The sequence below is a fragment of the Rhizobium phaseoli genome (assembly GCF_001664385.1).
GTDB classification, from domain to species: Bacteria; Pseudomonadota; Alphaproteobacteria; order Rhizobiales; family Rhizobiaceae; genus Rhizobium; species Rhizobium phaseoli.
Window position 1 is genome coordinate 1,711,123 of the sequence record NZ_CP013532.1, and the last position, 23,702, is coordinate 1,734,824.

Here is a 23,702-nt window from a genome sequence, read left to right on the forward strand (position 1 = left end):
TCATGCTCGGCCGGGTAAACCATATCGCCATCGCCGTCCCCGACCTGACGTCGGCGGCAGCCGCCTATCGCGACACGCTGGGCGCTGCCGTGTCGCAGCCGCAGGCGCTGCCGGAACACGGCGTCACCGTGGTCTTTGTCGAATTGCCGAACACCAAGGTCGAACTGCTGGAACCGCTTGGGGAAGCCTCGCCGATTGCAGCCTTCCTCGACAAGAACCCGTCCGGCGGCATGCACCATATCTGCTACGAGGTGGACGATATCGTCGGCGCCCGGGACCGTCTGATCGAGGCGGGGGCGCGGGTGCTGGGCGGCGGTCAGCCGAAGACCGGCGCACATGGCAAGCCGGTGCTCTTTCTGCACCCCAAGGATTTCTTCGGCACGCTCATCGAACTCGAACAGGCCTGAGTCCAACGTCAATCGACGGTCTCGCTGCGGCAGAGTGACCCGAGGACGGCGAAATGTGTCGTTCGCTTTGAGTTGGCCGCCATTCCGCCGTATAAGAACGCCTACTCGAAACGACAGAGCGGTCGCGTTCTGTCGGCAGGATGTCACTGGGAACCATAATGCTTCAGACCTTCCTTCAGGGATTCGCCGTCTACTTCATCATCTGGTGGATGACGCTTTTTGCTGTTCTGCCGATCGGCCTGCGCACCCAGGCGGAAGACGACGATATCGTGCTGGGCACCGTTCCAAGCGCGCCCACCCGCTTTCGCGCCGCCTTCGTCTTTTCGCTGACGACGCTGATCTCGGCGCTGATTTATGGCCTCTGGTATGTCTGCGACACCTATTTCGGCTGGGGCTTCGACGCCCTTCCACAACTCGGGCCTAGCTTCTATTGAGGGTGGCTTTTGCTCATACTTTGGGCAGATGTAAAATTCAAAGGGATATTCAGCTTCGTCATGCCGGCGTCATGCTGTTGCGGCAGAACTCGCCTAACGGAATGAGAGGCTTCCGTTACGCAAGCCAGCCGGATCGTGAATGGGATGGGAAGCCGAAAAGTCAAAAAAAAACAAGGCTAAAAGCCTTGTTTTAAGTATCGCGTGATCTGTAACCGTTGCCGGGGCTGCGACGAGCGCGCCTAAGATCTGATCCTCCCAAGACTTGACCGCGAATTCGGCAAGAATTTAGCTTCCTGCCTGTTTTGTGAGCTAAAGCTAGCTCAAACATTGGGCTTTGTCATTAGCTTTTTTTGCATTTTTGCTACACTCTAGCAAAATATTTCTGTTGACAAGATTTTCGTTCAAGTCCTTATAAACACGCACTTTTTCATGCCCTTTCATTTTGCGGGCGGGAACATGCGTATCCAGGAGGCAGGCGACAGCAGTTGCGGGTTTCCTTCCCGCCGCGAAGCGGCTATGAACGCTCTCACATTCACAATGTACCTTCGATTCCGTGCTCCACGGGATCTCAACTGCTCCGGAATCCGCCATGCGTCTGTCCCGCTATTTCATGCCCATCCTCAAGGAAAACCCCAAGGAGGCGGAAATCGTCTCCCACCGGTTGATGCTGCGTGCCGGCATGATCCGCCAGCAGTCGCAGGGCATCTATTCCTGGCTGCCGCTCGGCAAACGCGTGCTCGACAAGGTCAACGCCATTATCCGCGAGGAGCAGAACCGCGCCGGCGCCATCGAGCTTTCGATGCCGACCCTGCAATCGGCCGAACTCTGGCAGGAAAGCGGCCGTTACGACGCCTACGGCAAGGAGATGCTGCGCATCAAGGACCGTCAGGAACGGCCGATGCTCTATGGCCCCACCAATGAGGAGATGGTGACGGATATCTTCCGTTCCTCGGTCAAGTCCTACAAGGACCTGCCACTCAATCTCTATCACATCCAGTTGAAGTTCCGCGACGAGATCCGTCCGCGCTTTGGCACCATGCGCTCGCGCGAATTCATGATGAAGGATGCCTATTCCTTCGATCTGACGCGCGAAGGGGCGGAGCATTCCTATAATAAGATGTTCGCCGCCTATCTCAGAACCTTCGATCGGCTCGGCCTGCGCGCCATTCCGATGCGCGCCGACACCGGCCCGATCGGCGGCAATCTCAGCCATGAATTCATCATCCTCGCCGATACTGGCGAATCCGAGGTGTTCTGCCACAAGGACTTCGTTGACTTCGATATTCCCGGTGAGAGCACCGATTTCGACAGCGTCGAGGGTCTGCAGGCGATCTTCGACAAGTGGACCTCGCTCTATGCAGCGACCTCGGAAATGCACGACGAGGCGGCTTTCAACGCCGTTCCGGAAGGCGAACGTCTTTCGGCGCGCGGCATCGAGGCCGGCCATATCTTCTATTTCGGCACGAAATATTCCGAGCCGATGGGCGCGAAAGTGCAGGGGCCCGATGGCAAGGAACACTTCGTTCACATGGGTTCTTACGGTATCGGCCCGACACGCCTTGTTCCCGCCATCATCGAAGCATCGCATGACGACAACGGAATCATTTGGCCGGCCTCGGTCGCGCCCTTCGATGTCGTGGTGATCAACATGAAGGCGGGCGATCAGGCCTGCGACGATACTTGCGAGCTGATCTATGCGGCGCTGACCAAGGCCGGCAAGGACGTGCTCTACGACGACACCGACGACCGGGCCGGCACGAAGTTCGCGACCGCCGACCTGATCGGCGTGCCCGTCCAGATCATCGCCGGCCCGCGCGCGGTCGCCAACGGCGAGGTCGAAGTGAAGGACCGCAAGACCGGCGCCCGCGAAACGATGACCATCGAAGCGGCGATCAACAGGTTCGTGGCTTAAGAAAACGGAGGCGAAATGGCAGAGGCAGCAGTGGACCGGAGTTCAACATCCGGCTTGGGTCCGGCTGGCAAGCCATTTTCCACCTTCGAACGTCTCGTCGCTTGGCGCTATCTGCGCGCCCGGCGCAAGGAAGCCTTCATCTCGGTCATCGCCGGATTCTCCTTCGTCGGCATCATGCTCGGCGTTGCGACGCTGATCATCGTCATGGCGGTCATGAACGGCTTCCGCACCGAGCTCGTCTCGCGCATCCTCGGCATCAACGGCCATATGATCGTCCAGCCGTCCGATGGCCCGTTCACCGATTATACCGACCTTACCAGCCGGCTGGCTGCCGTACCGGGAGTGAAGATGGCGCTGCCTTTGGTGGAAGGCCAGGTGCTCGCTTCCGCCCAGGCCGGCGGTAGCACCGGCGCGCTGGTGCGCGGCGCCCGCGCCGAGGACCTGACCAAGCTCAAGACGATCTCCGGCAACATCAAATCCGGCGACATGGTCGGTTTTGCCTCCGGCCAGGGCGTGCTGATCGGTACCGGCATGGCCAACCAGCTCGGCCTGAGCGTCGGCGACCTCATCACCCTGACGTCGCCGGACGGTGACATTACGCCGATGGGCGTCAGCCCACGCGTCAAATCCTACAAGATTTCCGGCCTCTTCGAGATCGGAATGTCGGAATATGATTCCTCGATCATCTTCATGCCGCTGGAGGAATCGCAGCTCTTTTTCAATGCCGAGGGACTGGTGCAGTCGATCGAGCTCTTCGTCGATCACCCCGACGATATCGACGCGCTGAGATCCAAGGTCGAGGAGGCGGCAGGCCGCCAGATCAACCTGACCGACTGGCGCCAGCGCAACCAGACCTTCTTTTCGGCGCTGCAGGTCGAGCGCAACGTCATGTTCATGATCCTGACGCTGATCGTGCTGGTGGCGGCGCTGAACATCATCTCCGGCCTCATCATGCTGGTGAAGGACAAGGGCAGCGATATCGCCATCCTGCGCACCATGGGCGCCAGTGCCGGCGCGATCATGCGCATCTTCTTCATGACCGGGGCGGCCATCGGTATCGTCGGCACCATTGCCGGCGTGCTGCTCGGCGTGCTCGTCTGCGTCAACATCGAATCCATTCGTCAGTTTTTCTCGTGGATCTCGGGTGAAATAATCTTCAATCCGCAGGTCTATTTCCTCAGCCAGCTGCCGGCGGAGATGGATCTCAGCGAAACGATCTCGATCGTCGTCATGGCACTGACGCTCTCCTTCATCGCGACCATCTTCCCGGCCTGGCGCGCCTCCAGGCTCGATCCGGTGCAGGCCCTGCGCTACGAATAAGGAATGCCGCCTTCATGAAACGCAACGTCGTTCTCAAGCTTACCGGCGTCGAGCGCCATTACGGGCAGGGCGATACGCTGCTCTCGATCCTGAAAGGCGCGGATTTCTCGCTGTCGAAAGGCGAGATCGTGGCCCTTGTTGCCCCCTCCGGCACCGGCAAATCGACGCTGCTGCATGTCGCCGGTCTGCTTGAGCATCCCGATGGCGGGGAAGTCACGATCAACGGCCATGCCTGTGACGGTCTTCCCGACGGCAAGCGGACGGCGATCCGTCGCCGCGAAATCGGCTTCGTCTACCAGTTCCACCACCTGCTGCCGGAATTTTCCGCCCTTGAGAATATCATGATGCCGCAGCTGATCGCCGGGCTGTCCTGGAAGGAGGCCAGCGAGCGCGCCGGCCAGCTTCTCGATTACATGCGCATCGGCCATCGCGGCTCGCATCGCCCGGCCGAACTATCCGGCGGCGAGCAGCAGCGCGTTGCGATCGCCCGCGCCGTCGCCAACGCGCCGACCCTGCTTCTGGCCGATGAGCCGACCGGCAATCTCGATCCGGACACCGCAAGCTACGTCTTTGACGCGCTGGAGGCGTTGGTGCGCCAGTCCGGCCTCGCCGCCCTTATCGCCACCCACAACCACGAACTCGCCCGCCGCATGGATCGGCGCGTAACGATTTCGGACGGCAAGGTCGTCGATTTCTGATGCATGTCGCCCGGATGTGCGCAGCGGTTGCCGGATAAAGACAAAGAGCGGACCCATCAATCGACGGGTTGGAATCGACCCGCTTCCGGCTCCGTCAGGGGATGATCAGACCACCGCGATAGTCGAGCGCGTAAGCCTTTCGCCCGTCGACCAGGATGCATTCGTGACCGCTGAACCGTTCGCAGCCGCCTTCGCTGCGATCGATATAGCGACCGAACGGATGGTCGAATTCCATTCCGCCGAGAAACCGACCCTGCCGATACATGGCAGAAAGCCCCGCCTTGATCACTGTGCCCGCTGCGCTGGCATCGATGAGATCGGGCGCAATGACCCAGCCGAAATAATTCATCGCCCAGATCGGCTCGTCGGCAAACCACACCACCTCCTGTCCGGCAAAGTCGGTGCCGCCGAAATAGCTGTCGAGATAGCGCCAGTCGCCGCGCTCATAGCCGATATCGTGAGACCCCGGCCGGCAGGGCGGACGCGGCACGCCGCCGCCGACATAACTGGCAGCTTTGGCTTCGACGACGAATTCGTTCAGCATCGCAGTCTCGGGCATAGGATCCTCCTCCTGACTCGTCAGCAGGGATATAGCAGGACGAGCGGAACATAAACAGAACAAATGCGGGGAGCCTTTGTCATGGCGGAACGTCTCCACGTTCTTTGCGGCATGACGGGTTTTCGAGGCCGCGGCTCGGCACCCCAAGCCCGTCGCCGAAGCCTTCACCGAATCGTTGCATCGCCGGGTTGTTTTTCAAACGCAAGCAGGGAGGAAAAGATTCCTGTTGACATCAGAACATAGATCGAACAAATTGAAAACATAACGAGTAAAGGAGAGCCAGATGACTGACATGATCCGTGATATCGCAGCATTCACCTCCATCGCAATGTTCGTTGCCAGCTTCTCACTCATCGTCATCGCCATCTAAAGTTTTCAGGGGACTGCATGGTCATCATGTGGTTCGGATGCTGGACTTCTTCTGGACATCATCGCCCTCCATGCCGACAATGCGTCCGATTCATTCGGTGATTGGGAAGGCATGTCATGGCGGATACGGTAAAGGGTTCGACGGGTGAGGCGATCGGCGGCACGCCGGGCTTCATTCACCTGAGGGTCCATTCCGCCTACTCGCTTCTCGAAGGCGCGCTGCCGCTGAAGAAGATTCTCTACAAGGCGGCCGGCGACAATCAGCCGGCCATCGCGATTACCGACACCAACAATCTGTTCGTCGCCCTCGAATTCTCGCAGAAGGCAATGGACGATGGGCTGCAGCCGATCATTGGCTGCCAGGTCTCGATCGACATGGAAGACGGGCTGGAGACCGAAAAACGCGGCGGCCAGCAGGCGTTGGTCAAGCTGCCGTCGATCGTCCTTCTCGCCGCAACGGAGGCCGGTTACGAAAGGCTGGTCGATCTCGTCAGCCGCGCCTATCTCGGCGGCGACAGCAACCAGGCCATTCATATCAGGGCCTCCTGGCTGGAGGAGGCCGGCACGGAAGGGCTGATCGCCTTGACCGGCGCCCTGACAGGGCCGGTCGACGCGGCGATCAGGGAGGGCCATACCGCCCAAGCCGAAGCGCGGCTGCTGATGCTGAAGCGTCTCTTCGGCGACCGGCTCTATGTCGAACTGCAGCGTCATGGCACCTACGACAAGCCGCACGAGCAGAAGATCGTCGGGCTCGCCTATGCCCACGACCTGCCGCTGGTCGCCACCAACGAGGCTTTCTTTCCGACACGCGACGATTACGACGCCCATGATGCGCTGATGGCGGTTGCTCATAATGCCATCGTCTCCGACGACAGCCGCTTTCGTCTGACGCCGGATCATTATCTGAAGAGCCGCGCCGAGATGGCCAAGCTCTTCGCCGACCTGCCGGAAGCGCTTGAGAATACGATCGAGATCGCCAGGCGCTGCTCCTTCGTGCTGAAGACGCGGAAACCGATCCTGCCGCGCTTCACGGGTGCGACCGACGACGCCGAGGAGGCCGAACGCGCCGAGGCGGGTGAATTGCGCCGCCAGGCGGTCGAAGGGCTGGACAGGCGGCTTTCGACCCTCGGCATGTCGCCGGGTTACGAGGAAAAGGATTATCGCGAGCGGCTCGAATTCGAGCTCAGCGTCATCGAACGCATGCGCTTTCCCGGCTACTTCCTGATCGTTGCCGACTTCATCAAATGGGCCAAGCAGCATGACATTCCGGTTGGTCCCGGCCGTGGTTCGGGCGCCGGTTCGCTGGTCGCCTATGCGCTGACGATCACCGACGTCGATCCCTTGCGGTTTTCGCTGCTGTTCGAGCGCTTCCTCAATCCGGAACGCGTCTCGATGCCGGACTTCGACATCGACTTCTGCCAGGACCGCCGCGAAGAGGTGATCCGTTACGTCCAGGCCAAATACGGCCGCGAACAGGTGGCCCAGATCATCACCTTCGGTTCGCTGCAGGCGCGCGCAGCACTCCGCGACGTCGGCCGCGTGCTGGAAATGCCCTACGGCCAGGTCGACAAGATCTGCAAACTTGTGCCGAACAATCCGGCCAATCCGACGCCGCTCTCCAAGGCGATCGAGGAGGAGCCGAAGCTGCAGGAGGAAGCGGCCAAGGAGCCGGTGGTCGCGCGCCTGCTCGATATCGCCCAGAAGATCGAGGGGCTTTACCGCCATGCCTCGACCCATGCCGCCGGTATCGTCATCGGTGACCGTCCGCTGTCGAAGCTGGTGCCGATGTATCGCGATCCGCGCTCGGACATGCCGGTCACTCAGTTCAACATGAAATGGGTGGAGCAGGCGGGCCTCGTCAAATTCGACTTCCTCGGCCTGAAGACGCTGACCGTGCTGAAGGTCGCCGTCGATTTCGTCGCCAAGCGCGGCATCAGTGTCGACCTGGCGGCCATTCCCCTGGACGACAAGAAGACCTACGAGATGCTGTCACGCGGCGAGACGGTCGGCGTGTTCCAGGTGGAAAGTGCCGGCATGCGCAAGGCGCTGATCGGCATGAAGCCGGACTGCATCGAGGACATCATCGCCCTGGTGGCGCTCTATCGTCCGGGCCCGATGGAGAACATCCCGACCTACAATGCCCGCAAGCACGGTGACGAAGAGCTGGAATCGATCCATCCGATGATCGACCACCTGCTCAAGGAAACCCAGGGCGTCATCGTCTATCAGGAGCAGGTGATGCAGATCGCCCAGGTCCTGTCCGGCTATTCGCTCGGAGAAGCCGATCTTTTGCGCCGCGCCATGGGTAAGAAGATCAAGGCGGAGATGGACCAGCAGCGCGAACGCTTCGTCGATGGCGCCGTCAAGAACGGTGTATCGAAGCCGCAAGCCGACAATATCTTCGAACTGCTGGCGAAGTTCGCCAATTACGGCTTCAACAAGTCGCATGCCGCCGCCTATGCCATCGTCTCCTACCAGACGGCCTATATGAAGGCGCATTATCCGGTGGAATTCCTCGCCGCCTCGATGACGCTCGACATGTCCAACACGGAAAAGGTCAACGACTTCCGCCAGGACGCCAAGCGCCTCGGCATCGAGGTGATCGCCCCGTCGGTGCAGACCTCCTTCCGCCAGTTCGAGACCGGCGACAACCGCATCTATTATGCGCTCGCCGCTCTCAAGGGCGTCGGCGAATCCGCAGTCGACCATATCGTCGAGGTGCGCGGCGATACGCCGTTCGCTGGTATCGAGGATTTCTGCCTGCGCATCGATCCGCGCCAGGTGAACCGCCGCGTGCTGGAAAGCCTGATCTATGCCGGCGCCTTCGATTGCTTCGGCACCGACCGCGCCCAGCTTTCCGCCGGGCTCGACCGCATCCTCGGCTATGCCCAGCGGGCGCAGGAAAACAAGCTGAGCGGCCAGTCGGATATTTTCGGCAGCACCCTGACCTCGGGGCCTGAAAAGATTGCCCTGCCGCCGTTTTCGCCCTGGCTTGCCTCGGAGCGGCTGCTCAAGGAATTCCAGGTGCTGGGTTTCTATCTCACCGCCCATCCGCTCGATTCCTACAACAATATCTTGCAGAAGATGCGGGTGCAGACCTTTGCCGAGTTTTCCGCAGCGATCAAACAGGGCGCGTCCAATGCGCGTCTTGCCGGCACCGTCATCTCCAAGCAGGAGCGCAAGACCCGCACCGGCAACAAGATGGGCATCATCGTCTTTTCGGATTCGTCGGGCCAGTTCGAGGCCGTGCTGTTTTCGGAAATGCTCAACCAATACCGCGACATGCTGGAGTCCGGAAAATCCTTCCTGCTGACCGCGACCGGCGAGGAGCGGCCCGAGGGCATCGGTCTGCGCATCCAGACGATCCAGTCGCTGGAGGAAAAGTCGCTGCAGATGCAGAAGGCGCTGCGCGTCTATATCAGAGATTCCGGGCCGCTGAAAATGGTCGCCGGCCACCTGAACGCCAAGGGCGACGGCCTGGTTTCCTTCATCGTCATCAAGGAAGAGGGCAAGCGCGAGGTCGAAGTGGCGCTGCCGGAGAAATACCGCATCACCCCGGAAATCGCCGCCGCTCTACGCGCTGCCCCCGGCGTCGTCGACGTCGAGTTGGTTTAATGGCGAAGCCGAACGCCCGGGGGTGAAACCGATCGCCCCGGAGGCGATGTGGATCGCCGGGTGTGCACCTCACCGAGAGTTATGGACCTCACCCAGGGTGATAGACCACACCTGGGCTGATGGCCGTCAGCCGCGGGTAATGGTGATGAAATCCGTGCCTTCGCCGGTCTCCCGGCCGAGGCCGGTATCGGAGATCGTCAGCGTCGAGCCGGGCGCGATCAGCGCGTCGATTTTGCGGCGGGTCTCGTCGGGGATGGTAATCCGGCTCAGCGAATGGGCGATCGGCTTGCCGGTGACGATCGAGCTTTCCTGATTGCTGATCCCGAGCCGCTTCATCGTCTCGCGAGAGAGATTGTTTTCGAGCGTAATGCCGAGCCAGTCCGCCGTGCCGGCCGTTTCGTCGACCGCGTGCAGGGTTAAGAAATGCGTGCCGAGCGCCAGCCCCGGATCGGCGATCGTCACCGGCGCCTCGAACACCGGCTTGAACGCCTTTCGCACCATGATGACGCCGTTCGGCGGTTCCCCTTTGCCGGCTGCGGCATAGAGCGCTTTGAGCAATGTATCGGAGACCAGGCTTTTGTCGCCGGCAAATTCCGCCGGCCGCAGCGTCTTGAAAGCCCTGATCGCCTCAACGGTGGACGGGCCGAGCAATCCGTCCGGATCTCCGGCGGAAAAGCCGAGTGCGTTGAGCAGGGTCTGGATGTCTATCACCGTCTCGCGTAGCGTGCGGCGCGTGATGAGCATGCTGATCGGCTCTGACGGCGGCTCGGCTTCATGCGTTGCAACCGGCTGCACCATCGGCATCGGCATGGCGGCGGTATCGTTCATCGCCACCTGCACCGGCGCCGCGAGATTGTCGGGCATGGAGGGCCGCAATTCGACATCCGAAAGCAGCGGCATTGCCGCCGGCGCATCCGGGTGGAAGAGGGTCGGATGGTCGATCGGCTGCGGCACCAGTTCGCCGTCGCTGATGATGACGGGGATGCCCGGCTCGGTCATCCCATAGAGCATTTTCGCAAAGGCGCCGGGCATGCGCACGCAGCCGTGCGAGGCCGGATAACGCGGCACGGAATTCGATTCATGCAGGGCGATGCCAGACCAGGTCAGTCTTTGCATGAAGGGCATCGGGGCGGCCGAGTAGAGATTGGATTCGTGGTATTTCTGCTTTTCGAGCACCGAGAAAATGCCGCTCGGCGTCGTGTGCCCGTCCTTGCCGGTCGAGACCTTCGAGGTCGCCACGACCTCGGTGCCGTCATAGACCGCAAGCGACTGCTTGTTCTTCGAAACGAAGATCTGCAGCGTGCGCACATCCGCGGCAAAAGCAGGGTGCACGAGTGCGGTGGCCGACAGCAAGCCGAGGCCGAAGACGAAACGCGAGACCATGATACCCAACCATACGCAATACTGGTCCGGCACATTATGGGACGAAGTTTAAGGAAGATTTTATAGGCTGAGCCGGTTGCCCGCTTCACGTGTCAGAGCATGTCTCGCAAAAGTGTGCGCGGTTTTGCGGTAAAGACATGCGCAAAAACAAAGACCTAAAGCGTGAGAAGCGAATCTGAAAGATCGCGACACGCTTTAGTGATCGCGTTTGTTGCTGCCGAAGGTGTAGCCGGTCTCGACCGTGTTCTTGCCGAACTTGTCGCGCAGCTTGTCCATCGCCGCTTCGGCCGCCGCCCGCCGGCCCGATTGCCGGTCGATCAGATCGGGTGGATCGGCGCGGGCGGCATCGCCGAGATCGGTGACGCCGATGCCGATCAGCCGAAATTTCGTGCCGTCCGTCTCTTTTTCGAGCAGCTCGAGCCCGATCCGGAAGATCCTGTCGGCCAGCTGCGTCGGGTCCTCGAGCTTGCGGTTGCGGGTGCGCGTCTTGAAGTCGGCGCTCTTCATCTTCAGTACGACGGTGTAGCCGGCAATGTCGCCTTTCTTCAGGCGCCAGGAGACCTTTTCGGAGAGATTGCGCAGGATCGGCACCAGATCGTCGTAGCGCGAGATGTCGTCGAAGAAGGTCGTCTCGGCCGAGACGCTCTTGGCGGCATCGTTGAGATGCACCGCGCGATCGTCGATGCCGCGCGACAGGCGGGCGAGCCGCTGGCCTATGCTGCCGTAGCGGCGCATCAGGTCATTCTCCTCCATCCGCTGCAACTGGCTGATGGTGCGGATGCCATCCGCCTCTAGCGTTGCGGCAAGGGCCTTGCCGACACCCCAGATCGTGGTGACCGGACGCGGCGCCAGGAATTCGACCGCTTCTTCGCGGCCGATGACGGAAAAGCCGCGTGGCTTCTGCAGGTCGGAGGCGACCTTGGCGAGGAATTTGCAATAGGAAAGTCCGACCGAGACGGTGATGCCGATCTCCCTTTCGACACGGCGGGCGAACTTGGCGAGGGTGCGCGCCGGCGCGTCGTGATGCAGCCGCTCGGTGCCGCCAAGTTCCAGAAAGGCCTCGTCGATCGACAGCGGCTGCACCAGCGGCGTCAGGTCCTGCATCAGCGCCCGTACCTGGCGCCCGACCCGGACATATTTCTCCATGTCAGGACGGATGACGACGGCCTGAGGGCATGCCTCCAGCGCCTTGAACATCGGCATTGCCGAGCGCACCCCGTGGATACGGGCGATATAGCAGGCGGTGGAGACGACGCCGCGTTTGCCGCCGCCGATGATCACCGGCTTGTCGGCAAGGTCGGGATTGTCACGCTTCTCGACAGCCGCGTAGAAGGCGTCGCAATCGATATGCGCAAGCGTCAGTGCATAGAGCTCGCGATGGCGCACCAGACGCGGACTGCCGCAGGCTATGCAACGGCGCACCTCGCCCTTCTGCTCGGCAAGGCAGTCGCGACAGAAGCCGGGTGTCTTGTCGGGCGCAGGCGTCATGGTGAGAACAAAGGTTGAACGTCGCGACACTACGCTTTAAGCTGACGAGTCTCAAGAGAGGCTGGGAGCTTTGCCTTTGGATAACGATCTTCGTTTCGAGCCGGTGACGGCGGAACGCTGGGGCGACTTCGAAACCCTGTTCGGGCCGCAGGGCGCTTTCTACAATTGCTGGTGTGTGGCGCTGCGTCTGCCGCATGCGGTGAGGATGAAGATGGCGGCCGACGAGCGCAAGGCGCATATGCAGGGGCGGATCGAGGCAGGGCCGCCGCCGGGCATCCTCTGTTATGCCGGTGGCGAGCCGGTCGCCTGGGTGCAGGTCGGGCCGCGCCACGACGTGCCGCAGTTCAATTCGCCGCGCACCGTGTCGCGGCCGCTGGAAGAGGGCGATGCGCAGGATCCGTCGATCTGGGCCGTCAGCTGCTTCTTCTTGCTGCCCAGGCTGCGCGGCAAGGGAATGAGCCATCGGCTGCTCGCCGGCGCGATCGATCACGCCAGGCACCAGGGCGCACGCCTCATCGAAGCCTGTCCGATCGATCACGTGAAGCAGTCGAAATCCGTGACGCTGTGCATCGGCTCGACGGCGATCTTTGATGCGGCGGGGTTCGAGACTGTGGCAAGACGCAAGGACGGGCGGCCGCTCATGCGGCTGGAATTGCGCGACTGAGCGAGCCGGCGACGAAATGCGCCTCGATAAGCTCCGCCGCATGCGCCCAGTCGATGGCGCGGGTGATGTCGTCGGCCGCTGCCGGCGCGAAACGATGGACCGGTGAGTCCGGCATCAGGTGAATGAGCAGGCAATCGGCCACGTGGTCCCTGACGGAATGCAGATTGTGCGCCATATCATCTATGAAGGCGACGGGAAAGGAGCGGCTGGCATGCAGCGCGTGGACGATCGGACCCTTGGGCTGTTCGCTGGCAAGCAGGGGAAAGAGCAGCCCGGCGCTGTCCAGCAGGCGGCGGCGCTGATCCTGGAACCGAGGCGGCATCGCCGTCAGGAAAAGGATGTCGGCCTCCTGCGAAAGCCGGTCGAGCGTTTCGACGACGTGGTCGACCGGCGTCTGCCACAGTTCCTGCGCTTCGAAAAACTCTTCGATCAGCCGGCTGACCTGTTGGCTCTCGATCTCCGCACCGTCCGCTGTCGAGACGATGTTGCCGTTCAGCCGGAACGATCGCGGCAGGAGCTCATTTCCCAGGCTTTGAAGAAAAAGCTGGAAGGGGTCGATGAACTGCAGCACGACATCGTCGACGTCACAGACGACCAGCGGCCGCTCGCCGAGGCGGATATGCGAAATATCGAGCTCGGCCACGCTCAGTATTCCCCTGAATCGGGACCCGGCGAGGAGAAATGCCGCCAGGCGGCGGTCACCGTCTCCGGGCTGAGGCCGCTCGCCGCGCAGAAGGCCATCGCCGTCGGCTCGTGGTTCATCAGGAAATCCATCATGCCGGAGAGGAAGCCCGGGTCGTTGACGGCATTGCGCACCTGGCCGGGCGCGACGCCGGTGAGCGCCAGGAAGCAGCCGAACATGTCGGGATCGTCGGCAAGCCAGCCGAGCACGGCAATCGCCGTCTCGTGCGGGTCGGCCGCCAGTTGTTTCGAAGTCTTGAAGTTGCTTTGCATTTCGAGGGGTAAGTTACCTTTTCTTCAACCAAATACCGCTAGCGTGCGCTATCGGTTTCACGGAGCTCTTCATCCGCATGTACCTTTCTCATGGGACGAACCGCTGCGCGAACGGACGTAGGGACAGCTTGTCATGCCCAAACAGGTGATGATTGTAGAAGATAACGAGCTCAACATGAAGCTCTTTCGCGACCTCATCGAGGCGTCCGGCTATACCACAATCCAGACGAGAAACGGCATGGAGGCGCTCGATCTGGCGCGCAAGCATCGCCCCGACCTCATCCTGATGGATATCCAGCTTCCCGAAGTCTCCGGCCTCGAAGTCACCAAATGGCTGAAGGAGGACGACGAGCTGCACGTGATTCCCGTCATCGCCGTCACAGCTTTCGCGATGAAGGGTGACGAGGAGCGGATCCGCCAGGGCGGCTGCGAGGCCTATGTTTCCAAGCCGATCTCGGTTCCGAAATTCATCGAGACGATCAAGACCTATCTGGGCGATGCCTGACGCATCGGAAAGACGTTTATGACTGCGCGAATACTGGTGGTTGACGATATTCCGGCCAACGTGAAGCTGCTTGAAGCGCGGCTGCTCGCGGAGTATTTCGACGTGATGACCGCCGCCGATGGCCACGAGGCGCTGGCGATCTGCGAGCGCAACCAGGTCGATCTGATTCTTCTCGACATCATGATGCCCGGTATCGATGGTTTCGAGGTCTGCGAGCGGCTGAAGGCCAGCCAGAAGACCGCCCATATCCCCGTCGTCATGGTCACCGCGCTCGACCAGCCGGCCGACCGCGTGCGCGGCCTGAAGGCCGGCGCCGACGATTTCCTCACCAAGCCGGTCAATGATCTGCAGCTGATCTCACGGGTAAAGAGCCTGCTGCGGCTGAAAACCTTGAGCGATGAGCTGCGCATCCGCGCCGACACCGCCCATACGATGGGCATGGGCGATCTCATGCGGACAGGCGAGGGCCGCGCCGACGAAGCCGGCCAGGTGTTGCTGGTCGATGGCCGCGCCAATTCGCAGGAACGCATCGTCAGGGCGCTGAAGCCCGTCGCCGATGTGCTTGCCCTGTCCGATCCGCAGGCAGCCCTCTTCGAAGCCGCCGAACACGCCTTCGATCTCGTCATCGTCAACGCCAATTTCGACGACTACGATCCGCTTCGCCTCTGCTCGCAATTGCGATCGCTGGAGCGCACACGCTTCCTGCCAATCCTGATCATCACCGAGCAGGGGGCTGACGAGATGGTTGTGCGCGCCCTCGATCTCGGCGTCAACGATTACATCGTCCGTCCGGTCGACCCGAACGAGCTGGTTGCCCGCAGCCTGACGCAGATTCGTCGCAAGCGCTACAACGATCGTCTGCGCGCCAGCGTCAAGCAGACGATCGAGCTTGCCGTGACCGACCCGCTGACCGGACTTTACAACAGGCGTTATCTCGACAATCACCTGAACGTGCTCTTCAATCGCTCGATGGCGCGGGGCCGTCCGCTGTCGGTGCTGATCACCGATATCGACCGTTTCAAGCAGGTGAACGACACCTACGGCCATGACGGTGGTGACGAAGTGCTGCGCGAATTCGCAAACCGCGTTCGTTCGACCATCCGCGGCGCCGATCTCGCCTGCCGCTACGGCGGGGAGGAGTTCGTCGTCGCCATGCCGGACACGTCGCCGGAAGTGGCCGCGGCTGTCGCCGAGCGCTTGCGCGCCGCGGTCGAGAGCGCCCCCTTCATGCTGAAGCACGCCGGACAAGCGCTCAATGTCACCGCTTCCTTCGGCATCGCCTCACGGATGGGCTCGGTACTGACACCGGACCAGCTGATGAAGCAGGCCGATCTTGCGCTCTACGAGGCCAAGAATACCGGTCGCAATCGCGTGGTTGCTGCGGCCGCCTGACGAATCACGCGGCGTGCTTTACGGCGATTTGCGAGTTTTCCACTGCCGTAAGCGAATTATTACCGATTTGTAACCTTCGCCCCTGCGACGCGCGCCGAAAAATTTGCAACCCGATAGCCCAAAAATGGACTCTAGGCGTTGCTGTGGATAATGGTGGCGTGCGACAGTTTCTGGAATGCCGGGCGGCGCTCGGAATGAAATGGGGACTATAAAAGAATGTCTGCTGACAAGAGGGTCAAATAGAGGGCGGCGACGTCACCTTACGTAAGGGAAGGGGCGGCTTAAGTTATTAAGTTATAGTGTCGAATTTCTTCTGGGCTTTTCGTACTAGGCTTTGGAGGCAAGCACAGGCTTCAAATCTTTGTGTGTGTCAAAACTGGACTTTTAACCATAGAATCAAGCTCACAAAATTCATCATTAAGAATTTGTTGATTTTCTTTCATTTCTGCGCAAATTATCGGCTCATAACAGAAGCGCTCCCGTAGAGGAGCTGTCCGATACCCCATGATGCTCAGGTCCGCCGCATCTCCTGGGTCGTGGGGTCGGTCGGCTGGTAGGCAAGTCATAACGGTTCCTCGTGCCGTTTTGCATGCTGGCCGACCCCCTTTCAGGAAAACGCCGTCACTTCCCGAAGATGGAAGGGCGGCGTTTCTTGTTTGCGCTAACATTTCTCAAGCACCATCGTTCCGGGCAATAAAAAACGCGCAACCCGAGGGCGCGCGCTTTTTTGAAATCCTGAGGCCAAGTGATTACTTGATCTTGGTTTCCTTGAACTCGACATGCTTCTTAGCAATCGGGTCATACTTCGTCTTCGTCATCTTGTCCGTCATCGTACGGCTGTTCTTCGTCGTGACGTAGAAGAAACCGGTGTCGGCTGTCGACAGCAGCTTGATCTTGATTGTTGTAGCCTTGGCCATGGTCGTCCTGCCTTTAAGAAAATGAAAGCCGTGGAAGCCGGATAAGGCTCCACGGCAAATTCTGGCGCGAAACTACGAATCCCGCCCGAAAAGTCAAGTCCGTTTTCGAATGAACATCAATCTGATGCCGGAAAGTAGGGCGTAGAAGCCGAAGAAGGCGGCGATCGCCCAGGCAAAACCGTTATTTCCGGCGACATCGATCGCTGCACCGATCGCCTGCGGCCCGGCCACGGTCCCCATCGCATAACAGAAGACGAAAGCGGCATTGGCCGCCGCCAGATCGGAACCCGTCAGACGCGAGCCGAGATGGGCAAGGCCGACCGTATAAAGGCCGGAGACGCAGCCGCCCCAGAACAGCAGGAGCCCGGCCATCAGCAGCCAGTTGTCGACCAGCACCGGCAGCATCATCGAGCCGACGAAGCCCATCAGTGCCATGCCAGCCAGAAGCGGCCGCTTGTCGGGGATGCGGTCGGAAAGCAGGCCGAGCGGGATCTGAAAGATGACGTTGCCGACGCCCATCATGGTGAGCAGAAGAGCGGCCTGCGATTCGGTAAAATGGGCGCGCACGGCAAAGATCGGGAAAAGCGACAGTCCGCCGGCTTCCACGGCGCCGAAGATGAAGACGGCCGCCGTCGCCGTCGGAACCAGGAAAACGTAGCGCATGAAATGCAGCTCCGGCTTTTCTTCCAGGATCGGGCTCTCGTAGCGGGCGATGAAGATCGGAATGGCGGCAAGCAGGATGGCGCCGGCACCAACCAGGAAAGGCAAGATGCCGTCGCTGCCAAGCAGCGAAAAGAGCAGCGGCCCGGCGGCAAAGCCCAGCGAAAGCACGGTCGCATAAATGCCGAGAACGAAGCCGCGCTTGGATGGCGGCGAGGCGGCATTGATCCAGAATTCGGAGAGGATGAACAGCGTCGTCGTTGCGCCATGGAAGGCGAAACGCAGCGGAAACCACATCCAGAAATCCTCGGCATAATAGAAGCCGAGTGCGCTCAGCGCCGAGATCAGCACAGCCCAGAGCATTGTCGGCGCAACACCGTATTTATGGGCGAGTTTGGTGGTAACAGGCGCGGCGGCCATCGCCGCAATGCCCGCCATCGCCGTATTGAGCCCGATCAGCGTGGATGAGATGCCGCGTTTTTCGAGGATGATGCTGAGCAGCGGAAGTCCGAGACCGATTGCGATACCGACGGCTGATATCGACGAGATGGCTGCCACCAGAGAAGGCCAATGGATTTCTTCGACATCGCCCGGTGTGCCGGTTCTCGGCTGAGACATTTATCCATCCTTAGAAAGCTTCGCGAGCGAATCGGCCGGTCGCTTCACATAGAAAGACACGGACGTGCCAAATCCCGGTGACGAGCAGCGTTTCGCAGTATTTCCGATGTGAGTGACCGCCTGCGGAATGTAAAGCCTGTTCAGACAAGAAAAGCTTACCATGTCAAGTCGTTGAGGATCGACGACGCCCGCGTGTCGGTGGTGGTCGGTGGAGGGCAGCCACTACACGCTAAATATGTCTGGAAGGTGAAGGCGTTCAATCCGGCCGTCGGGGAAGGTCGTAATCATCAGGGCCGTCGCTCTCCCCGCCGAAACCGTGCATGCGCAGCGCCCATTGCAGGCCGATGACGCCGCCTTTGATCGGCTGGATCGAGGCAAGCGCGGTGATGACGGTGATCGGCGCCCAGATGGCGAGATGAACCCATACCGGCAGAACGAAGGTCATATCGGTCAGCATGTAACCGCCGACGAGGATGTGGCCGAGGACGAGTATGACGATATAGGGCGGCAGGTCGTCCGCGCGGTGATGGTGCATCGCCTCGCCGCAGGCGGCGCAATGATCGACCGGTTTCAGGAAAGCGCGAAAGAGCTTGCCATCGCCGCAGGCCGGACAGCGATTCATCAGCCCGCGCAGGATCGAGCGCCGGAGCGGGCGTTCGACCCCGGGTGTGTCCCCATAGCGGACGGTGGGATCGGTCTGTGTGCCCATCGCATGTTCCTTTTCAGCCCGAAGCGCGGGGCTCCTGAATCAGGCTTGATGCCGTGAGGTTCATTAACGCCGCCCGCGCGGCGGCCTCGTACCGGGTTTCTTGCGGACCTGGCCTCTGTCGCGGCGGCCGGCCTTGTGGAAGGAGCGCACCGCCGTCGGCATCTCGCGCCCCTCACTCAGCATTTCGAAACGCAGCGCGCCGGCAAGCGGAATCGCTTCGGCAAGCTTCACGGTGACGCTGTCGCCGAGGCGATAGCCGAGCCCCGTGCGTTCACCGGAGAGCGCCTGATGCGCCTCGTCATAGATGAAATAGTCGCTGCCGAGCGTCGATATAGGAATGAAACCATCGGCGCCGTAGTCCGGCAGCGCGATAAAAAGCCCGGATTTCGTCACCCCCGAAACACGGCCGGCAAATTCCTCGCCGACGCGGGTGCTGAGGTGATGGGCGATCAGCCGGTCGATGGTCTCGCGCTCGGCCGCCATCGCCCGGCGCTCGAAGGTCGAAATCTCGGCGGCGATATCGTCGAGAGCGGCTTCTTCGTCGGGCGTGATGCCGCCTTCGCCGAAGCCGAGCGAGCCGACGAGCGCGCGATGCACGATGAGATCGGCGTAGCGGCGAATCGGCGAGGTGAAGTGGGCGTACTTCATCAGGTTGAGGCCGAAATGGCCGATATTCTCCGGACTGTAGATCGCCTGGCTCTGCGAGCGCAGCACCATTTCATTGACCATGGTCTGGTGCGCCGTGCCTTCCGCCTTGGCTAGAATGCCGTTGAAGCTGTTGGCGCGCACATTGCCGCCTTTGGCAAGCGATATACCGAGGGTCGCCAGGAACTCGCGCAGCACTTCCTGCTTGGCAAGCGTCGGGCCGTCGTGGATGCGGTAGACCAAGGCCTGGCGCTTCTTTTCCAGCGTCTCGGCGGCGGCGACGTTCGCCTGGATCATCATTTCCTCGATCAGCTTATGCGCATCGAGCCGCGGCGGCACGAAGACACGATCGACCGTGCCGTCGGGCTTCAGCAGGATCTTGCGCTCCGGCATGTCGAGTTCCAACGGCTGACGCCGGTCTCGGCCGCGTTTCATCACCTCATAGGCGTGCCAGAGCGGCTTCAGGATCGGCTCCAGCATCGGTCCGGTCTTGTCGTCGGGATTGCCGTCGATCGCCGCCTGCGCCTGCTGGTAGGAAAGCTTGGCGGCGCTCTTCATCATGATGCGATGAAAGGTATGGCCGATCTTGCGGCCTTCACCGGAGAAGCTCATGCGCACGGCGAGCGCCGGGCGGTCGACGCCTTCCTTCAGCGAGCAGAGATCATTGGAGATGCGCTCCGGCAGCATCGGCACGACCCGATCCGGGAAATAGACGGAGTTGCCGCGTTTCAGCGCTTCGCGGTCGAGCGGCGAATTCGGCCTGACATACCAGGAGACGTCGGCGATCGCGACGGTGACGATGACGCCGCCGGGATTGTCGGGGGAGGGGTCGAGCTCGGCATAGACAGCGTCGTCATGATCCTTGGCGTCGGCCGGATCGATGGTGATCAACGGCACGTCGCGCCAGTCCTCACGATGCGACATCGTCGCCGGTTTTGCCGCCTCCGCCTCGGCCATGACGGCCGGCGGAAAGACATGCGGGATGCCATGGGCATGGATGGCGATCATCGAGATCGCCTTTTCCGAGCCGACCGAGCCGACAACGGACAGGACCTTGGCGCGCGGCAGGCCGAAGCGGCCGGGCCGGGCGATTTCGATCTCAACCAGGTCGCCATCCGCAGCGCCGCCGGTGAAGTCGGGATCGATCACCATCTCCTCGCGGCGCCGCTCGATCGGCAGCAGCCGGCCGCCGCCGCCGGGCGCGGTGCGGAAAACCCCCATCGAGGCGCCGCGGCGCCTGTCGATCACCTTGATGATCCGCGCCGTATAGGCCGGCCCGCCGCGATCGACGGCCGGGAAGATTTTTGCCAGGATACGGTCGCCGAGGCCGGCAACGGGTGCCTTGCCCTTGCCCTGGCGGCCTGCCGGCGATTGCTGGCGGATAGCGACGGCAGGGGCCACGCCCTGATCTTCAGGCCATTCCGCCGGCCGGCCGATCAGATCGCCGTCCTTGTCGCGGGTGGTGATATCGAGAACGGTGACGGGCGGAAGGGCGCCGGGACGGATGAGCGACTTGCGGCTCTTCTGCAGCATGCCTTCCTGTTCGAGCTCCTGCAGCAGATGCTTGAGCTCGACGCGGCTGTCTCCCTTCAGCCCGAAAGCCTTGGCAAGCTCACGTTTCGAGGCCTTCTGCGGATGATCGGCGATGAAGCGCAGGATCACCTCGCGCGAAGGCAGCGCGCCGTGGACGATGTTCAACGGTTCGACGGCGGGAGCATCCTTGCCGGCGCGGCCGATCTTGCCGGGGCGTTTGCCCATGAGGTTCGTTCTCTCGCGCGGTGTCCTGCTCACTTCAGCCCTTTTTCGCTTTCGCCGGCGCCTTCGCCTTCGTTGTCTTCGGCTTCGCGGCCGTCTTGGTGGCCTTGGCTTCAGCCGCAGCTGCCTTCGGTTTGGCTTTCGCCCTGGCCGGCTTTCCGACGGGCGCCTTGCCGGCCTTCTCCGTGATCAGCGCCAGCGCCTCCTCGACAGTGATCGCCTGCGGATCCTTGCCCTTCGGCAGGGTCGCGTTGACCTTGCCCCAGTTGACATAGGGGCCGTATTTGCCGTCGCGAACGGTGATGGCGCCGCCGTCGGGATGATCGCCGAGCGTCTTCAGTGCCGCCGGCGTGCCGCGGGCACCTCGGCCCGGCGCCTTGTTCGCCTTTTCGGCGATGACGGTCACGGCGCGGTTGAGGCCGACCGAGAACACGTCCTCGACGGTTTCCAGATTGGCGTAGGAACCGTCATGCAGAAGGAACGGCCCATAGCGGCCGATGCCCGATGAAATCATCTTGCCGGTTTCGGGATGTTTGCCGATATCGCGCGGCAGCGAAATCAGCGCCATCGCCTTTTCATAATCGATATCCTCCGGCTTCCAGCCTTTCGGCAGCGAAGCGCGTTTGGCCTCCTTGCCGTCGCCGCGCTGGATATAGGGGCCGAAGCGGCCCGAGCGCAGCGTCAACTCTTCGCCGGTCGTCGGATCGGTGCCGAGGTTCTTCGGCTCGTTGAGGGCGACCCCTTCCGCTTCTCCGCCGTTTTCGGAGGAGAGCTGACGGGTGTAGTTGCATTCCGGATAATTCGAGCAGCCGACGAAGGCGCCGTATTTGCCGAGCTTCAGCGACAGGTTGCCTGTGCCGCAGACCTGGCAGATCCTGGGGTCGCTGCCATCTTCGCGCTTCGGGAAGACCAGTGGCGCCAGCGCCTCGTTCAGCGAATCGAGCACGTTGGTGACGCGCAATTCCTTGGTGTCCTCGATCTGCGCGAAAAAATCCTTCCAGAAATCGCGCAGCACCTGCTTCCAGTTCAACTCGCCGGCCGAAATCCGGTCGAGCTTTTCCTCGAGGTCGGCCGTGAAGTCGTATTCGACATATTTGGTGAAGAAGCTCTCGAGGAAGGCGGTCACCAGCCGGCCCTTGGCCTGCGGGATCAGCTTGCGCTTGTCGATCGTCACATAGTCGCGGTCGCGCAGCGTCGCCAGCGTCGCCGCATAGGTGGAGGGCCTACCGATGCCGAGCTCTTCCATCTTCTTGATCAGCGAGGCTTCGGAATAACGCGGCGGCGGTTCTGTGAAATGCTGCGTCGAATTGATCTTCTGCTTGGCGAGCGTCTCGCGCGCATTGATCTCCGGCAGACGGCCATCCTCGTCGCCGTCGTCGCTCTGCTCGCCGTCCTCCTTTTGGTCGGTATAGGCGGCGATGAAGCCGTCGAAGCGGATGACCGAGCCGACTGCGCGCAGGCCGGCCTTCTCGCCCTTGTTGTCGGCGGTGATTTCAGCCGTCGTGCGCTCGATTTCGGCGGACGCCATCTGGCTGGCGATGCCGCGCTTCCAGATCAGCTCGTAGAGCCGGATCTGGTCGGCGTCGAGGAACTTGCGCAGACGATCGGGCGAGCGGTAGAAATCGGTGGGACGGATCGCCTCGTGCGCCTCCTGGGCGTTTTTCGCCTTGGTCGAATAGAAGCGTGCCTTTTCAGGCAGGTAGCGTTCGCCGAACTGGTCGAGGATGGCGCGCCGCGCTGCGTCGATCGCCTCGGGCGCCATCTGCACGCCGTCGGTTCGCATATAGGTGATGAGACCGACCGTCTCGCCGCCGATATCGACGCCTTCATAGAGCTTCTGGGCGATCTGCATGGTGCGCGACGCGGAGAAGCCAAGATTGGAGGAGGCGGCCTGCTGCAGTGTCGAGGTCGTAAACGGCGGTCCCGGGTTGCGCTTGACCGGCTTCGCCTCGACCGTGTCGACGATATAGCTCGCGCCTTCGAGCAATGCTTTCAGGCGGCCGGCATCCTCGCCATTGCCGATGGCGCGCGGCGGCAGCCGTTTGCCGTTCGCCGAAACCAGTCTTGCCTCGAACTCGTCGCCGCGCGGCGTCTTCAGAAGCGCCGAGAGGTTCCAATATTCTTCCGAAATGAAGCGCTCGATCTCGGATTCACGGTCGCAGACCAGACGAAGCGCCACCGACTGGACGCGTCCGGCCGAACGCGCGCCGGGCAGCTTGCGCCACAGGACCGGCGAAAGATTGAAGCCGACGAGATAGTCGAGCGCGCGGCGCGCCAGATAAGCGTCGACCAGCGGCACGTCGATGTCGCGCGGATCGGCCATCGCATCGAGCACCGCCTTCTTGGTGATCGCGTTGAAGACCACGCGCTTGACGGATTTGCCGTTCAGCACCCGCTTCTTGTTCAACATGTCGAGAACGTGCCAGGAAATCGCTTCGCCTTCCCGATCCGGGTCGGTCGCCAGAAACAGGCCGTCAGAGGATTTCACCGCGTCGGCAATATCCTTCATCCGCTTGGCCGAGGCTCCGTCGACCTCCCAGAGCATTTCGAAATCCTGATCGGGGAGGACCGAGCCATCCTTGGCAGGCAGATCGCGCACATGTCCGAAGGAGGCGAGCACTTTGTATCCCGAACCCAGATACTTGTTGATCGTCTTGGCCTTGGCAGGCGATTCCACCACTACAACATTCATGATGAT

The 23,702-nt window shown here is 61.5% G+C and carries 19 protein-coding genes; 9 read left to right on the forward strand and 10 right to left on the reverse strand.

From position 1 onward, the window contains the following. Nucleotides 1–2: 2 nt before the first annotated feature. From mce to AMC88_RS08340, 5 genes are all read left to right on the forward strand, one after another. Nucleotides 3–407 carry a methylmalonyl-CoA epimerase gene (gene mce, locus AMC88_RS08320; protein WP_012483444.1) on the forward strand — a complete coding sequence of 135 codons (405 nt, stop codon included), beginning with the start codon at nucleotides 3–5 and terminating at the stop codon, nucleotides 405–407. Nucleotides 408–565: 158 nt separating this feature from the next. After that, the gene (locus AMC88_RS08325) at nucleotides 566–841 is read left to right on the forward strand and encodes a DUF1467 family protein (protein ID WP_029531512.1); all 276 of its coding nucleotides are present in this window, start codon (nucleotides 566–568) and stop codon (nucleotides 839–841) included. A gap of 589 nt (nucleotides 842–1,430) precedes the next feature. After that, nucleotides 1,431–2,753 carry a proline--tRNA ligase gene (gene proS / locus AMC88_RS08330; RefSeq protein WP_012483446.1) on the forward strand — a complete coding sequence of 441 codons (1,323 nt, stop codon included), beginning with the start codon at nucleotides 1,431–1,433 and terminating at the stop codon, nucleotides 2,751–2,753. Between the two features lie 15 nt (nucleotides 2,754–2,768). After that, nucleotides 2,769–4,073, forward strand: a complete 1,305-nt coding sequence (locus tag AMC88_RS08335; protein ID WP_041683605.1) for a lipoprotein-releasing ABC transporter permease subunit — start codon at nucleotides 2,769–2,771, stop codon at nucleotides 4,071–4,073. 14 nt (nucleotides 4,074–4,087) lie between these two features. Beyond that, nucleotides 4,088–4,771, forward strand: coding sequence for an ABC transporter ATP-binding protein (locus tag AMC88_RS08340; RefSeq protein ID WP_012483448.1), 684 nt, complete (start codon nucleotides 4,088–4,090; stop codon nucleotides 4,769–4,771). A 94-nt stretch (nucleotides 4,772–4,865) separates the two neighbouring features. Here the strand turns inward: AMC88_RS08340 and AMC88_RS08345 are convergent, their stop codons facing one another. Continuing rightward, entirely contained in the window at nucleotides 4,866–5,330 is a 465-nt protein-coding gene (locus tag AMC88_RS08345) for a DUF5680 domain-containing protein (protein ID WP_012483449.1), read from the reverse strand. A gap of 486 nt (nucleotides 5,331–5,816) precedes the next feature. Here AMC88_RS08345 and dnaE point away from each other — a divergent pair, with 486 nt between their 5' ends. Further along, on the forward strand, nucleotides 5,817–9,314 hold the full coding sequence (gene dnaE / locus AMC88_RS08350; RefSeq protein ID WP_012483450.1) for a DNA polymerase III subunit alpha: 3,498 nt from the start codon (nucleotides 5,817–5,819) through the stop codon (nucleotides 9,312–9,314). A 126-nt stretch (nucleotides 9,315–9,440) separates the two neighbouring features. Here dnaE and AMC88_RS08355 read toward each other — a convergent pair whose 3' ends face one another. Together AMC88_RS08355 and AMC88_RS08360 are read right to left on the reverse strand one after the other, a co-directional pair. After that, nucleotides 9,441–10,697 (reverse strand): L,D-transpeptidase family protein, encoded by a 1,257-nt coding sequence (locus tag AMC88_RS08355; protein ID WP_064829925.1) that lies wholly within the window; start codon nucleotides 10,695–10,697, stop codon nucleotides 9,441–9,443. Nucleotides 10,698–10,892: 195 nt separating this feature from the next. Beyond that, complete coding sequence (locus AMC88_RS08360) at nucleotides 10,893–12,185, reverse strand: DNA polymerase IV (protein ID WP_012483452.1); 1,293 nt, start codon at nucleotides 12,183–12,185, stop codon at nucleotides 10,893–10,895. 76 nt (nucleotides 12,186–12,261) lie between these two features. On the opposite strand from AMC88_RS08360, the gene AMC88_RS08365 reads away from it, so the two are divergent. Then, the gene (locus AMC88_RS08365; protein WP_010022559.1) at nucleotides 12,262–12,849 is read left to right on the forward strand and encodes a GNAT family N-acetyltransferase; all 588 of its coding nucleotides are present in this window, start codon (nucleotides 12,262–12,264) and stop codon (nucleotides 12,847–12,849) included. On the opposite strand, the gene AMC88_RS08370 is transcribed toward AMC88_RS08365, so the two are convergent. Further along, nucleotides 12,824–13,498 (reverse strand): hypothetical protein, encoded by a 675-nt coding sequence (locus AMC88_RS08370; protein ID WP_064825091.1) that lies wholly within the window; start codon nucleotides 13,496–13,498, stop codon nucleotides 12,824–12,826. The genes AMC88_RS08365 and AMC88_RS08370 overlap by 26 nt on opposite strands. After that, nucleotides 13,495–13,803, reverse strand: coding sequence for a DUF3572 domain-containing protein (locus tag AMC88_RS08375; protein ID WP_012483455.1), 309 nt, complete (start codon nucleotides 13,801–13,803; stop codon nucleotides 13,495–13,497). Before AMC88_RS08375 ends, AMC88_RS08370 begins: the two co-directional genes overlap by 4 nt. Nucleotides 13,804–13,936: 133 nt before the next feature. Between AMC88_RS08375 and AMC88_RS08380 the strand changes: the two genes are divergently transcribed. After that, the gene (locus tag AMC88_RS08380; protein WP_003547430.1) at nucleotides 13,937–14,308 is read left to right on the forward strand and encodes a response regulator; all 372 of its coding nucleotides are present in this window, start codon (nucleotides 13,937–13,939) and stop codon (nucleotides 14,306–14,308) included. Between the two features lie 18 nt (nucleotides 14,309–14,326). After that, nucleotides 14,327–15,700, forward strand: a complete 1,374-nt coding sequence (locus tag AMC88_RS08385) for a PleD family two-component system response regulator (protein ID WP_004668451.1) — start codon at nucleotides 14,327–14,329, stop codon at nucleotides 15,698–15,700. 749 nt (nucleotides 15,701–16,449) lie between these two features. On the opposite strand, the gene rpmG is transcribed toward AMC88_RS08385, so the two are convergent. From rpmG to topA, 5 genes are all read right to left on the reverse strand, one after another. Next, nucleotides 16,450–16,617 carry a 50S ribosomal protein L33 gene (gene rpmG, locus AMC88_RS08390; RefSeq protein WP_003587245.1) on the reverse strand — a complete coding sequence of 56 codons (168 nt, stop codon included), beginning with the start codon at nucleotides 16,615–16,617 and terminating at the stop codon, nucleotides 16,450–16,452. A gap of 93 nt (nucleotides 16,618–16,710) precedes the next feature. Beyond that, nucleotides 16,711–17,895: an MFS transporter gene (locus AMC88_RS08395; RefSeq protein WP_012483456.1), complete on the reverse strand. Its 1,185-nt coding sequence runs from the start codon at nucleotides 17,893–17,895 to the stop codon at nucleotides 16,711–16,713. Nucleotides 17,896–18,151: 256 nt separating this feature from the next. Further along, nucleotides 18,152–18,604, reverse strand: a complete 453-nt coding sequence (locus tag AMC88_RS08400; RefSeq protein WP_012483457.1) for a DUF983 domain-containing protein — start codon at nucleotides 18,602–18,604, stop codon at nucleotides 18,152–18,154. A 63-nt stretch (nucleotides 18,605–18,667) separates the two neighbouring features. Continuing rightward, complete coding sequence (rnr, locus tag AMC88_RS08405) at nucleotides 18,668–21,040, reverse strand: ribonuclease R (RefSeq protein ID WP_041683608.1); 2,373 nt, start codon at nucleotides 21,038–21,040, stop codon at nucleotides 18,668–18,670. A 1-nt stretch (nucleotide 21,041) separates the two neighbouring features. Beyond that, nucleotides 21,042–23,696, reverse strand: a complete 2,655-nt coding sequence (topA, locus tag AMC88_RS08410; protein ID WP_012483459.1) for a type I DNA topoisomerase — start codon at nucleotides 23,694–23,696, stop codon at nucleotides 21,042–21,044. Nucleotides 23,697–23,702: the final 6 nt, after the last annotated feature.